At 69.1% G+C, this 13412-nt stretch carries 14 protein-coding genes and 1 tRNA gene; 6 read left to right on the forward strand and 9 right to left on the reverse strand.

Annotated features, from left to right (window positions below):
* Positions 1-51 precede the first annotated feature (51 nt).
* The 6 genes from Q1A98_RS19740 to Q1A98_RS19765 form a co-directional block, all read right to left on the reverse strand.
* Complete coding sequence (locus Q1A98_RS19740; RefSeq protein WP_299576645.1) at positions 52-798, reverse strand: ABC transporter ATP-binding protein; 747 nt, start codon at positions 796-798, stop codon at positions 52-54.
* Entirely contained in the window at positions 791-1708 is a 918-nt protein-coding gene (locus Q1A98_RS19745) for an ABC transporter ATP-binding protein (protein ID WP_299577045.1), read from the reverse strand. Before Q1A98_RS19745 ends, Q1A98_RS19740 begins: the two co-directional genes overlap by 8 nt.
* A 74-nt stretch (positions 1709-1782) precedes the next feature.
* Positions 1783-2997 (reverse strand): branched-chain amino acid ABC transporter permease, encoded by a 1215-nt coding sequence (locus Q1A98_RS19750; RefSeq protein WP_299576647.1) that lies wholly within the window; start codon positions 2995-2997, stop codon positions 1783-1785.
* Positions 2994-4028, reverse strand: coding sequence for a branched-chain amino acid ABC transporter permease (locus Q1A98_RS19755; protein ID WP_299576649.1), 1035 nt, complete (start codon positions 4026-4028; stop codon positions 2994-2996). Before Q1A98_RS19755 ends, Q1A98_RS19750 begins: the two co-directional genes overlap by 4 nt.
* A gap of 95 nt (positions 4029-4123) precedes the next feature.
* Positions 4124-5353, reverse strand: coding sequence for a branched-chain amino acid ABC transporter substrate-binding protein (locus Q1A98_RS19760; protein WP_299576651.1), 1230 nt, complete (start codon positions 5351-5353; stop codon positions 4124-4126).
* A gap of 227 nt (positions 5354-5580) precedes the next feature.
* Positions 5581-6150: a response regulator gene (locus tag Q1A98_RS19765; RefSeq protein ID WP_299577047.1), complete on the reverse strand. Its 570-nt coding sequence runs from the start codon at positions 6148-6150 to the stop codon at positions 5581-5583.
* A 263-nt stretch (positions 6151-6413) separates the two neighbouring features.
* Between Q1A98_RS19765 and Q1A98_RS19770 the strand changes: the two genes are divergently transcribed.
* Both Q1A98_RS19770 and Q1A98_RS19775 read left to right on the forward strand, forming a co-directional pair.
* A tRNA-Leu gene (locus Q1A98_RS19770) sits at positions 6414-6487 on the forward strand.
* A gap of 89 nt (positions 6488-6576) precedes the next feature.
* Positions 6577-7224, forward strand: a complete 648-nt coding sequence (locus tag Q1A98_RS19775) for a hypothetical protein (protein WP_299576653.1) — start codon at positions 6577-6579, stop codon at positions 7222-7224.
* Positions 7225-7238: 14 nt separating this feature from the next.
* Here the strand turns inward: Q1A98_RS19775 and Q1A98_RS19780 are convergent, their stop codons facing one another.
* From Q1A98_RS19780 to Q1A98_RS19790, 3 genes are read right to left on the reverse strand one after another with little or no spacing between them, the layout of a single operon-like run.
* A complete protein-coding gene (locus Q1A98_RS19780; RefSeq protein ID WP_299576655.1) occupies positions 7239-7634 on the reverse strand; it encodes a YchJ family metal-binding protein in 396 nt (131 codons plus the stop codon).
* Positions 7635-7648: 14 nt separating this feature from the next.
* Entirely contained in the window at positions 7649-8443 is a 795-nt protein-coding gene (locus Q1A98_RS19785) for an alpha/beta fold hydrolase (RefSeq protein WP_299576657.1), read from the reverse strand.
* Positions 8440-8970 carry a TetR/AcrR family transcriptional regulator gene (locus Q1A98_RS19790; RefSeq protein ID WP_299576659.1) on the reverse strand — a complete coding sequence of 177 codons (531 nt, stop codon included), beginning with the start codon at positions 8968-8970 and terminating at the stop codon, positions 8440-8442. Before Q1A98_RS19790 ends, Q1A98_RS19785 begins: the two co-directional genes overlap by 4 nt.
* Before the next feature lie 333 nt (positions 8971-9303).
* On the opposite strand from Q1A98_RS19790, the gene Q1A98_RS19795 reads away from it, so the two are divergent.
* The 4 genes from Q1A98_RS19795 to Q1A98_RS19810 all read left to right on the forward strand — a co-directional run bounded on the left by Q1A98_RS19795 (position 9304) and on the right by Q1A98_RS19810 (position 13411).
* Positions 9304-9975, forward strand: a complete 672-nt coding sequence (locus Q1A98_RS19795) for an HAD-IA family hydrolase (RefSeq protein WP_299576661.1) — start codon at positions 9304-9306, stop codon at positions 9973-9975.
* A gap of 61 nt (positions 9976-10036) precedes the next feature.
* A complete protein-coding gene (locus Q1A98_RS19800; protein WP_299576663.1) occupies positions 10037-11251 on the forward strand; it encodes a sedoheptulose 7-phosphate cyclase in 1215 nt (404 codons plus the stop codon).
* Complete coding sequence (locus tag Q1A98_RS19805; RefSeq protein WP_299576665.1) at positions 11244-12104, forward strand: class I SAM-dependent methyltransferase; 861 nt, start codon at positions 11244-11246, stop codon at positions 12102-12104. Before Q1A98_RS19800 ends, Q1A98_RS19805 begins: the two co-directional genes overlap by 8 nt.
* Positions 12101-13411, forward strand: a complete 1311-nt coding sequence (locus Q1A98_RS19810) for an ATP-grasp enzyme (RefSeq protein ID WP_299576667.1) — start codon at positions 12101-12103, stop codon at positions 13409-13411. Before Q1A98_RS19805 ends, Q1A98_RS19810 begins: the two co-directional genes overlap by 4 nt.
* The last annotated feature ends 1 nt before the right edge of the window (position 13412 follow it).

A 13412-nucleotide genomic window follows, 5' to 3' on the forward strand; every position in this document is an offset into this window, starting at 1 on the left:
GCCCCCGAGTCTAGGGAGCGCACCCGACAGGCGAGGCGGGCGTGGGGGAAGTCAGGCGACGCCGAGGTAGGCGTTGCGGATCGAGTCGTCGGCGAGCAGCTCCGCACCGGTCCCCGACTTCGTGATCTCACCCGTCTCCAGCACGTACCCGCGGTCGGCGCGTTTGAGCGCCTGGTGGGCGTTCTGCTCGACGAGCAGGATGGTGGTGCCCGCGGCGTTGATCTCGCCGATGATGTCGAAGATCTGCGCGATGACCATCGGCGCGAGGCCCATCGACGGCTCGTCGAGCAGCAGCAGGGTGGGACGGGCCATCATCGCGCGCCCGATCGCCAGCATCTGCTGTTCACCGCCGGACATGGTGCCGCCGAGCTGCGAGCGTCGTTCGGCCAGTCGCGGGAACAGTTCGAACACCCGGTCGCGCGTCTGTGCGTACTCCGCCTTGGACTCGAACTTCCGCCCGTAGCAACCCATGTCGAGGTTCTCGACGACCGTCATCCCGGGGAAGATGCGTCGCCCCTCGGGAACCTGCACCACACCCATCGCGACCCGCTTGTGGGCGGGCATCCGTGTGATGTCGGTGCCGAGGAACTCGATGCGTCCCGTCGACAGCGGCCGGAGCCCGGACAGTCCGCGCATCGTCGTCGACTTGCCCGCGCCGTTCGCGCCGAGCAGGGACACCAGTTCGCCCGACCTGACGGTCAGCGACAGGTTGCGGATGGCCTGGATGCGACCGTAGGACACCGACATGTCCTCGATGCGCAGGACGACCTCGCGCTCGGTCCCGGTCTGCTCAGTCATCGGCGTGCTCCTCGGACTCGTCGGGGACACCGAGGTAGGCGGCGACCACACGAGGGTCGTCGCGGACCTGCTGTGGGGTGCCCTCGGCGATCTTGCGACCGAACTCCAGCACCACGATGCGTTCGGTGACCCCCATGACCAGCTTCATGTCGTGCTCGATGAGCAGCACGGTGAACCCGTCGTCGCGGACCTTCTGGATCAGCTCCATCAGCGCGACCTTCTCGCTGGGGTTGAACCCGGCGGCCGGCTCGTCGAGACACAGCAGCTTCGGTTCGGTGGCCAACGCGCGGGCGATCTCGAGACGTCGCTGGTCGCCGTAGGGCAAATTACGGGCCTTCTCCGCGGCCCGCGCACCGATCCCGACGAACTCGAGCAGTGCCATCCCGCGGTCCACGGCGTCGCGCTCCTCGCGCTGGTGCCGCGGCAGCCGGAGCGCCGCGCCGAGCACCGAGGTGCGGTGCCGCGCATCGGTTCCCACGACGACGTTCTCCAGCGCCGTCATCTCCCCGAAGAGTCGGACGTTCTGGAACGTGCGGGCGATGCCGCGACGGGTGATCTCGTGACGCTTTACCCGCTTCAGCGGACGGCCGTCGAAGGTCACCGATCCCGCAGACGGCTCGTAGACGCCGGTGATGGCGTTGAAGCAGGTGGTCTTGCCGGCGCCGTTCGGGCCGATGAGCCCGAAGATGTCACCACGGTTGATCGTGAAGCTGACGTCGTCGAGGGCGGTCACACCGCCGAACCGCACGGTGAGGCCGGAGACCTCGAGCAACGGCTCGCCCACCTTCGCGCCGATGTCGCGGCTCGGGGCGACGACGTCGGCGACGAAGTCCGGGTCGGCGAGATCGGGGTTGACGTCGGTCGGGTCGACCACCGTCGTCGAGGCCGGGTCGGCGAGGACCGCCTGCACCTCGTCAGCCGGTGTCGGGTCGGCGGGACGACCCGCGTCGTCGGCCCTGTGTTCGTCGGCCCTGTGGTCGCCGGTCACGACTTCGCCTCCACCACGGGTGCATCGGCCCGCCGCGCGCGCACCGGCGAGGTCACCGCCGCATAGACCTGCCTGCCGTAGGCCAACAGTCGGGCACGGGCGGGGAACATGCCCTGCGGCCGGAAGATCATGAGCGCCACCAGCGCCACGCCGAAGAACAGGTACTTGAAGTCACCGAGGGACTGGTCACCCACCTCGATGCCCTGCACCCGCGCGGGGAGGTACACGATGATGAACGCCCCGACGATGACGCCGAGCTTGTTGCCCTGACCGCCGACGACGACGGCGCACAGGAACAGCATCGAGTTGATGACCGTGAAACCCTTCGGGTCCACGTACTGCACCTGTCCCGCGTACAACGCGCCCGACAGCCCGCCGATCCCGGCCCCGATCACGAACGCCCACAGCTTGAACCGGAACGTGGGCACACCCATGATCTCGGCGACGTCCTCGTCCTCACGGATCGCGATCCAGGACCGGCCGACACGGCTGCGCTCGAGGTTGCCGACGAAGAACAGCACCGCGATCACCAGGACGAGTCCCAGCCAGAACCACCACACGCCGAAGTTCAGCGTGCCGGAGTTGTTGCCGGAGGAGAAGACGCCGTCGGGGTTCTGCGCAGACCGTCCGATCTCGGGGAACAGCACGTTCTGCAGACCCGCCGCGCCGTTGGTGACGTCGGTGAGGTTGTCGGCGAGCAGCCGGACGATCTCGCCGAACCCGAGGGTGACGATGGCGAGGTAGTCACCGCGCAGTCGCAGTGTGGGTGTGCCGAGGACAACTCCGGTGAGCCCGGTCAGCACGATCGCCAGCGGCACGCACGCCAACCACGCCCAGGGCCCGGAGAAGAACCCGTGGTCGCTCGAGTTCCACACCGGGCTCGCCGGCGAGGTGAACATGGCGACGACGTAGGCACCGACGGCGTAGAAGCCGACGTAGCCCAGGTCGAGCAGTCCCGTCTGCCCCACCACGACGTTGAGGCCGATCGCGATGAGCGCGATCATCGCGAACTGCGCCATCATGCCGCCGAAGTCGACCGCCGTCGTGCTGATGATCGGCGGCTTGATCACCGGGAGCAGCGCGATGATCAGCACCGCGGGCACCCCGATCGCCCACTGCTGCGGGCGGGGCAGGTTGTTCCACCAGAACCGGATGCGGTCGCCGAGTCCCCGGCCACGCTCGGGTGTGGATGTGTCCGTCGTGGCGCTCATACGCGGGCCCTCGTCAGCTTCTCGCCCAGGATGCCGGTGGGCCGGATCATCAGCACCAGGATCAGCAGCACGAACGCCACCACGTCCTTCCACTGGTTGCCGAACACGACCGAACCGTAGTTCTCCATCACGCCCAGCAACAGGCCGCCGAGCAGCGCGCCGCGGATGTTGCCGATGCCCCCGAGCACCGCGGCGGAGAACGCCTTGATGCCGAGGATGAAACCGCCGTTGTAGACGATGCCGGTCGGCACGCGCAGCGTGTACAGCAACGCGGCGGCGCCGGCGAGGAGTCCACCGATGAGGAACGTCAGCATGATCACGCGCTCGCGGGAGACGCCCATGAGTGTCGCGGCCTCGGGATCCTGTGCGACGGAACGGATCCCGCGACCGAGCTTCGTCCGGTTGATCAGGGTGTCGGCCAGGAAGGTCAACACCAGCGCGCTGCCGATGATGATCAGCGTCAGGTTGAACACCGACGCGTCGAAGAGCTCGAAGAGCTTCTTCTGCTCGACGAGGCGGATGCCGGGTTGCGCGGTCGACCCGCCCAGCGGCGGATCACCGCCGAACTTCGGCAGGACGTAGTGCACGAACTCCTGCAGCACGAACGACATGCCGATGGCCGTGATGAGGAACGTCAGCGGCTTGGCCCCGCGCTTTCGGAGCGGCCGGTACGCCACACGTTCCAGACCGACGGCGGTGACGCCGGAGACCGCCATGCCGAACAGGCACGCGATCACGAGGTACACCAGCGTCATCGCCGTGCCCTCTGCGTAGGCGTTGCCCGACGGCGTGAAGCCGAGGAGCAGCAGCGCCACGTACTGACCGAACATGCCCACCATGAAGACCTCGGAGTGGGCGAAGTTGATCAGCTTGAGGACGCCGTAGACGAGTGTGTACCCGACCGCCACCAGGGCGTAGATCGCGCCGTACGTCAGACCCTCGACGGTCAGTGTCCAGAAGCTGTCGTAGAGCGACTTGAGGTCGAAGTCGACGGTCGAGGCGAGGACCATCCCGTCGGCCAGTGCGTGCATCGCTGTGGTTCCCTCCCGGCCGACACGGCCGCGCAGACCCGATCACACGACGATGCGCCCGGACCCGGGGTCCGGGCGCATCGACCGGCGTGTGACTACTTGACGTCGTACATCCAGATCAGCGAGCTGGTGAGCTCACCGTCCGACGTCCACTTGTAGGTGCGGGCGAGACCCTGACCGTCGTAGTTGCGCACGTACTCCAGCAGCTTCGGACGGGTGGTGTTGCCGGCACCGATGCCGCGCATGAGGATCGTCGCGAGGTCGTAGGCCTCGACGGAGTAGACGCCCGGGTCCTGGTTGAACTCGGTCTTGTACGCCGCCTTGAAGGCCTCCGGGGCGGGACCACACGGGCACGACAGGTCGGCACCCTTGGCGGCCGACCCGGCCTGCGAGACGAACTGCGGATCGTTCACGCCGTCACCGGACACGAACGTCGCGTCGACGCCGGCGTTCTTCATCTGCTGCACCAGCGGTGCGGCCTCGGCGTAGTAGCCGGCGTAGAACACCGCGTCCGGCTTGGCCGCGGTGACCTTGGTGATGATGGCCGAGAAGTCGCGGTCCTTGGTCTTGACGTCGCCGTTGCACGAGCTGTCGTTGGCGGAGCCCAGGCCGGTGGTGATGGCCCGGGCAAGGCCGGCTGCGTACTCGCTGTCGTCCTTGATGACGCAGACCTTCGTGAAGCCGAGCTTGCCGGTCATGTACTTCGCGACCGCCGGACCCTGCACGTCGTCGTTGGCGAGGCCGCGGAAGAACGTCTTCCACCCGTTGCTCGCGAGCGCCGGGTTGGTGGCCGACGCGGTGGTCGCGACGAGTCCGGCCTGGTTGAACACGCCGCCGGTCGCCTTGGTCTCACCCGAGAACGCCGGGCCGATGAGACCGATGATCGACTGGTCGTTGGTGATCTGCGGGGCCACCTGGCTGGCCTTCTGTGGGTCACCCTCGGTGTCGAACGTCTTGAGGGTGATCTGGCAGCCGGCGTTGGCCTTGTTGTGCTGGTCGACGGCGAGCTGCGCGCCGTCGCGGATGTTGATGCCCAGCGCCGCGTTGTCACCGGTCAGAGCGCCGGCCATCGCGATCGTGGAGGCGGGGCAGGTGGCCTTGCCGTCGCCGGCGGGCAGGATCGCCGACGACTCGTTGCCCGAGGGGACCTCCTTGCCCGAGGTGTCGATCTGGGCGATCGGGGCGATGGTCACGCCGGACGACGACGACGCCGATCCGGAGGATCCACCCTCCGACCCACCCGAACTCTTGCTGCCACAGGCCGACACGGTCAGCACGGCGGCCATCGCGACCGCGAACGCTCCCACCGTCACCCGACGATTCATCTGGTCATTCCTCCGATCGGCGGCGAGAAGTCTCCGCACGAGGTCCGTCAGCGACTGCCGCTGACGCTGCTGAGAGAACTTAGCCCCGATCGCCTGCGTTCGCGCGACATCGGCGTCATTCGCCGACTCGTGTCCCCCGCGACGGCCGGAATGTGGCAATCGTGTTGCGGCAGTGTGTCGTTCAGGCCCAGAATTCGTTAGCCCGGCTCAACGATGTCGGCCTGCGATCAGTCCTTGCCGTCCCCGAGCGTCTCCACGACGACCTCCGCCACGGCCTTCATCGTCGTGCGGCGATCCATCGCGGCACGCTGGATCCACTTGAAAGCCTCAGGCTCGGACAATGATTGACTGGACATCAGCAATCCTTTGGCGCGCTCGACGAGCTTGCGCGTCGCGAGACGGTCGTTCATGTCGGCGATCTCGCGTTCCAGCGTCGTCAGCTCGGTGTAGCGCGAGACGGCGACCTCGATGGCCGGCACGAGGTCGGCCTTGCTGAAGGGCTTGACGAGATAGGCCATGGCGCCCGCGTCGCGCGCCTTCTCCACGAAGTCCCGCTGGGAGAAGGCGGTCAGCATGACGACCGGGGCCAGCCGCTTGCGGGCGATCTCGCCCGCGGCGTCGATCCCGTCGCGGACGGGCATCTTCACGTCCATGATCACCAGGTCGGGTGACAGGGATTCGGTGAGGCCGACGGCCACCTGTCCGTTCGGGGCCTCCCCGACGACGTCGTAGCCCTCCTCCCGCAGCATCTCGGTGAGATCCATGCGGATGAGGGAGTCGTCCTCGGCGACCAGCACACGTCGCGGCGCCGGCGTCGGGTCCGCGGCGGGCTCCTCGGGGGCGGGGGAACGCTGCGGTGCGGGGCGCTGCGGCGGGACCGACGATGGGGACGGTGCGGGCGTCACGACGACCTCCACGGGTGGGGTGGTGCGGGCCGGGCGACCGCAACGGTGCGGCGCCGGTGATGTGCCGGGCAACCCTACCGGCTGGCCCGGGCGACCGGCGATCCACTAGCGTGGTCTTCCGCGCGCCTGACGGACCGCCGGCCCGACGACGCCACGCCCTCGTAGCCCAATTGGCAGAGGCAACGGATTCAAAACCCGTCCAGTGTGAGTTCGAGTCTCACCGAGGGCACACAGTTTCTCCGCGTCCCGCCGGTCGCACCGCCGTCGGATAGCATCCGCGACAGCAGTCCTGAGGGGGAGATCATGCGGGGTGGACGCATGCGAGTCCGGGCGCGGGCGACATCGGTCGCCGTGCCCGCGGTGGTCGCGGCGATGGTCATCGGTGGGAGTGTGTCGGGTGCCGCGGGCGCGGGCACACCGCCCACCTATCGGGTTGCCGTCTCGGACGACGGCAACATCACGTCGGCGCTGTCGGGCGCCGTTTTCCGGGCGGCGCCGGACGGGTTGGTCGTCACCGACACCCGCGGCCGCGTCCTCGACCGGATCCCCACCTCGGTCCCCCTCGACGGGACGCCCGTCGCACTGCGGACGACGCTCGGGGCGGGCGGTCGGACGGCCACCCTCACCCCAGTGCTGCCGACAGCCGTGGCCACGGCGCTGAAGCAGGGCCGGCACCCGGTCTCGAAGGCCAAGGACCGCGCCTACTACGACATGCTCTTCCACGTCGCCAACGGCCTGAACCGTGCGGGCACGGTCGCCGCTGCTGCGGGCGCCGGAGTCGGGACGGTCGTCGGTGCGGCGGTCGGACTCGTCGTCGGCTGCACCGTGTTCGGCGCCTGCCTCCTCGCGGTCCCGGGGGCCGCGGTGGGTGCCGCGATCGGGGCGGGTGTCGCCGGGGTCGTCGGCACCCAGTACGGCGATCCGAGAGCCGCGCAGTCGGTTCTCACCTGGATCACGACGCGCTGACCCCGACCGACGGGTCAGCCCAGAACGCCGTCGAGGTAGGTCCATCGGCCGCTCTCGCGCACGAAACGGCTTCGCTCGGCCAGCACGCCACGACCGTCGGGCGACCGGTGGAACGCGCGGAACGCGACCTCGCCCCGATCGTCGAACAGCCCGCCCGCGACGACGTCCTCGACGTCGAGCCGGTACCACCGCACATCGGGGTCCAGGTCGATCGACTGCGGCCGGGTCGTCGGGTGCCACGACGCCTCCAGATGCGCCACGTCGCCGATCGCGAACGCCGTGAACCGCGACCGCATGAGCGACTCCGCGGTCGGTGCCGGTCGCGTGCCGTCGAGCACGGGCCCGCAGCACTCGCCGAACGGCGATCCCGACGTGCACGGGCAGCGGGACTCGGGATCGGGTGCGCTCATCAGCGGCGAGTGTGTCAGCGTCGGGCCCCGACGTCCTCGCCGCGCAGGAAGCCCAGCGCGGCGGCGGCGAAGTCGTCGGGACGGTCGCGGTGCACGCTGTGCCCGGTCGGGATGGCGAGGAAGTGCCCGTCCGGCAGCGCACCGGCGAGTGTGCGCAGGTGCCGCGGCGGGAGGAAGCTCTGCTCGCCGCCGGAGACGACGAGCACCGGGGTGCGTACCCGCGACAGGCCGGCCCACCAGTCGGGGTCGGGTTCGCCGAACGCCGCCTGGACCGTCGGTGCCAGTCGCACGTCGAAGCGCATCACCGGACGCGGGTCGCGGATGACGTCGAGCACCCCGAGGACCATCTCGCGGGGTGAGCTGCGCGGGACGATCCCCTCGGCGACGTCGGCGGCGTCCCGCGGGGTGGGTGGCACCTCCTCGAGGACGAGCCGCCCGAAGCGGTCGGGGGCCACCATCGCCGCCCGCAGTGCCACATGTGCGCCGAGCGAATGGGCGACGACGTCGACGGACCCGTCGCCGGGGAGGTCGGCCATGATCGACAGCAGGTCGTCGCGCATCCGGTCGAGGTCGTAGACACCCCGCGAGCTCTGCCCGTGGCCCCGCTGGTCGTAGGACACGACGGGACGCCCCTCCGAGCGCAGGGCGGCGGCGAGTCGGCGCCAGGTCGTGTGGTCGCCCCCCATGCCGTGCACCGCGAGCACCGGCCTGCCGGTCCCGCCATGCGACCGGCGTACGGCGAGGTCGATCGGTACGCCGTCGTCCATCCGCCGCACCCACCGGACGCCGCTCGCGTCGGGGCCGCTCACCCCTCCCCGAGCCCACCCAGGAGGATGTCGACCGCCTCGGCGATGACGTTGTCGTCGGGCAGGTCGCCGTACATGACGGCGGGACAGAGCACGACGCCCGAGACCATCTGCACCGCGGCGTCGCGTCGACGCTCGTCGGTGACGACGGACAGGAGGTGGCGGACGTGGCGCTCACCGTCGGCGACGAGCGCCTTGCGGACCTCTGCGATCTGCGCGTCGGTGGCGCCCTGCTGCGCCAGGGCCATCAGGACCTTGTCGAGCGCGAGTTCCTCGATCGCCGTCCGGAATGCCGTCACCTCGGCGATCAGATCCGCCCGCAGATCACCGACCGCCTCGGCGTGGGGCATGTCCCCGAGCGACTCGACCGCGATGCGGAGGAGGTCGGCCCGGGCCGGCCAGTGCGTGTACAGCGTCGTCTTGGAGTACCCGGCCACCCGCGCCACATGCGCATGGGTGACCGCGTCCCACCCCTCCTCGGCCAGCAACCGTCGGACGGTCCGGGAGACGTCGGCACGCGTGCGTGCCACGCGCGCATCCTCGTTGCTCACCGTCATCTCCGGTTCGGTCGTGGACCCCCATGTCACCTGCTGTCCCACACGACTCTGCCATCACTTGCGGCCTCCCCGCCCGCATGGGCCCGAGATTTTCGGCCAGAAAGTTTTCACCGAAACACTATTGAACGAAGCGACCGGTACTGTACTGTGAGCACATATGCCTGTGTTGTGAGTGAAACCACTGCGCTCTCAACGTCATTGACGTGCGAGGACTAATCCTCGACAGCCGCCGGTTCACACTGGCAATCGCGCGCCGCGAGTTCCGACGGTTCCGCGCGTGCATCACAACCACCGGAAGGTCACACCGTGTCCGCAGTTCTGTTCGGTTCCATCAGCACCCTCGTCGACACCTCCGAGATCCAGCGGCGCGCGTTCAACGAGGCGTTTCGTTCGCACGGGCTGGACTGGGAGTGGTCCCGCGACGACTACCGCTCGATGCTCGGCAGCAACGGGGGCGCCAACCGTGTCGCCGACTACGCCGGCCAGCGGGGCGAGAAGGTCGACGCCGACGCCGTCCACGCGACCAAGTCGGAGATCTTCCGGACCATCCTGCTGCAGGACGGCGCGTCCGCACGTCCCGGCGTCGTGGAGACCATCTCCGCCGCCCGGGAGCGCGGGATGAAGGTCGGCCTCGTCACCACGACCTCGCAGGAGAACGTCGCGGCGGTGCTCTCCGCACTCGGACCCGACGTCAGCACCGACTCGTTCGACATCATCACCGACGTCACCTCCGTCGACTCGCCGAAGCCGGACAAGGCGGTCTACGAGTACGCGCTGACCCAGCTCGGTGAGTCCGCCGGCGACGTCGTCGCCATCGAGGACAACGTGGGTGGTGTGAGCGCCGCGCGGGCCGCATCCATCCGCTGCGTCGCCTTCCCCAACGAGAACACCGCGGGAACGACGTTCGCCGACGCACTCGAACAGGTCGATGCCCTCGACCCCACCCACGTGGGCGACCTCGCTTCCGCGGCCGCCTGATCACGACGACCGACACGACCTCGATCGCGGCACCGTCGATCGCAGCAGACCAGGAGAACCCATGAACAACATGCAGGCCAGCGTGACCGCGACCGACACGTCGTTCCACGTCGAGGGCTACGAGAAGATCGAGTACGACCTGGTGTACGTCGACGGTGTCTTCGACACGGCAAACCGGCATCTCGCCGAGGCCTACGCCCCCTACGGACGCTGCCTCATGGTCGTCGACGAGTCGGTGGCGGCCCTGTACGGCGAGCGGTTCCGCGCGTACTTCGCCCACCACGGCATCGAACTGACCGTGCACGAGGTGGCGATCGCCGAGACCGCCAAGTCGCTGGAGACGTTCGAGAAGATCGTCACCGCGTTCGACGCGTTCGGTCTCGTGCGCACCGAGCCGGTGCTCGTCGTCGGTGGCGGGTTGAGCACCGACGTCGCCGGATTCGCCTGCGCGGCCTACCGGCGCAACACGCCCTACATCCGCATCCCCACCACCCTGATCGGGCTCATCGACGCCAGCGTGTCGATCAAGGTCGCCGTCAACCACGGCAAGCACAAGAACCGTCTCGGCGCCTACCACGCCAGCCAGCAGGTCCTGCTGGACTTCTCGTTCCTCGCGACATTGCCCGAGGACCAGGTGCGCAACGGGATGGCCGAGCTCATCAAGATCTCGGTCGTCGGCAACCGGGAGATCTTCGACCTCCTCGACGAACACGGCCCCGACCTCCTGCGGACCCGCTTCGGACACCTCGACGGCACCCCGGAGATCCGGGCCATCGGTGACCGGGTGACCTACGCCGCCATCGCGACCATGCTCGAACTCGAATCGCCGAACCTGCACGAGATCGATCTCGACCGGGTGATCGCCTTCGGCCACACATGGAGCCCCACGCTGGAGCTCACCCCGCCCGCCCCGTACTTCCACGGCCACGCGATCAACGTCGACATGGCCTACTCGACGACGTTGGCCGAGCAGCGCGGGCACATCACACCCGAGGAGCGCGATCGCGTGCTCGGCGCGATGAGCCGTATCGGCCTGGCGCTCGACAGCCCGTATCTCACCGCGGAGCTGCTCACCGAGGCGACCGACTCGATCCTGCGCACCCGCGACGGCATGCTGCGCGCCGCCATCCCGAACCCGATCGGCAGCTGCGTCTTCCTCAACGACGTGTCCACCGGCGAACTCGTCGACACGCTCGAGGTGCACCGAAAGATCTGCGCCGAGTTCCCGCGCGGCGGCGAGGGAACGGGCATGTTCACCGACCGCAGCGATGCCTGACCGTTCCGCCGGCGCCGAGACCCTCCCCGCACCACGGCCGGTCACACCGACGACGGTGTTGGCCTCCGAGCTGGTCACGCTCTGCGAACGACTGGCCGACGCGGGGGTGGACGGCGACATCCTGGAGGCCGCACGTCGATCCCGTGATCTGGCAACAGGTCTCGACGAGTACGTGGCAACCTGCACGTCGCCGGAGTCCCCGGCCCTGGCCGGCCTGACCCGACGGACGCAGGGCACCGACTGGGACACGGGGGATCACGCGGTCCCGCTCGAGCAGGAGATGCTGTCCGGTCACGTCGAAGGACGCTTCCTGGAGTTCCTCGTCCACATGACCGGCGCCCGCCGCATCCTCGAGCTGGGCATGTTCACCGGGTACTCGGCGCTCGCGATGGCGCAGGCCGCGGGCCCGGAGGCTCGCGTGGTGGCGAGTGAGATCGACGCCGACGTCGCGGCGTTCGCGCAGGAGTCGTTCGCCGAGGCGGGTGTCGCCGATCGCATCGACGTGCTGGTGGGCCCGGCCGACGACACGCTGCGCGAACTCGCCGGTCACGCCGAGCGTGGTGGCATCGCGCCGTTCGACCTCGTCTTCATCGACGCGGACAAGGCCGGGTACGCGCGATATCTGGACCGCCTGCTCGAGTCCTCGTTGCTCGCACCGCATGCCGTCATCGCGGTCGACAACACCCTCATGCAGGGTCAGCCCTATCGCGACGGCACGCCGGCCACCGAGAACGGTCGTGCGATCGCCGACTTCAACGCCGCCGTCGCCGCGGACGACCGCGTCGAGCAGGTGCTGGTGCCCATCCGCGACGGGGTGACCCTGATCCGCCGGGTGGAGACGCGAGCGTCGTGACGTCGCTGCGCGAGGCCAACGCGGCGCGCACCGTGGGTGTGCTCGCCGCGTCGGTCCTGACGGCGGTTGTCGACGGCGTCGTGGTGGGTGTCGCACTCGCCGGCCGCCACCGCCCACCCGCGGCGACCCCGGCGCGGGACCGTCGCACCGTCCTCGTCACCGGCGGGAAGATGACGAAGTCACTCGCGCTGGCACGCGCGTTCCACGCCGCGGGCCATCGGGTGGTCCTGGTCGAGTCGGCGAAGTATCGCCAGACAGGACACCGGTTCTCGCGCGCCGTCGACGCATTCCACACCACACCCGAGACGAGCTCACCCGACTACGCCCGCGCGCTCGCCGACATCGTCGACCGCGAGCGCGTCGACGTGGTGGTGCCCGTGTCGAGTCCGGCGTCCAGTGTCGTCGAGGCCGCGGCCCGCTCACTGCTCGACCAGCGGTGCGAGGTGCTGCACGGAGACGTCGACACCATCGCGATGCTGGACGACAAGGCCGCGTTCTCCGAGCGCGCGGAGAAGCTCGGGCTGTCGGTCCCGCACTTCGCCCGCATCACCCACCCCGCGCAGATCGACGACTTCGACTTCCGCCCGGGCCGGGAGTACATCCTCAAACGCATCGCCTACAACCCCGTGGGGCGCATGGACCTGACCCGGCTACGTGCCGAGACACCCCGGGAGAACGCGGCCTTCGCGCGGACGTTGTCGATCAGCGACGAGGACCCGTGGATCCTGCAGGAGTTCATCGCCGGCACGGAGTACTGCACGCACGGCACCGTCCGCGACGGCAGGCTGCAGGTGTGGGCATGCTGCGAGTCGTCGGCGTTCCAGATCAACTACGCCATGACCGAACACCCGCGCATCCGGGACTGGGTCGAGACGTTCCTCGCGTCGACCGGGCTCACCGGCCAGGCGTCGTTCGACTTCATCGAGGCGCCCGACGGCGAGGTCTACGCGATCGAGTGCAACCCCCGGACCCACTCGGCGATCACGATGTTCTACGACCACCCCGAGTTGGCCGCGGCGTACCTCGACGACGGTCACCCCACGATCGTCCCGACCCCGACATCGCGTCCGACGCACTGGATCTACCACGAGCTGTGGCGTCTGCTCACCGGCCCCGACCGGCGTGCGCGGTGGAACAGCATCCGACGCAGCACCGACGCCATCTTCTCCCCCGAGGACCCGCTGCCGTTCTTCATGGTCCACCACGCGCACATCCCGTCGCTGCTGCTGGCGAACCTGCGTGCGCGGCGCGGGTGGGCACGGATCGACCTCAACATCGGCAAACTCGTCGAGAACGGCGGCGACTGAG

Source organism: uncultured Williamsia sp., assembly GCF_947494875.1.
Classification (GTDB): Bacteria; Actinomycetota; Actinomycetes; order Mycobacteriales; family Mycobacteriaceae; genus Williamsia_A.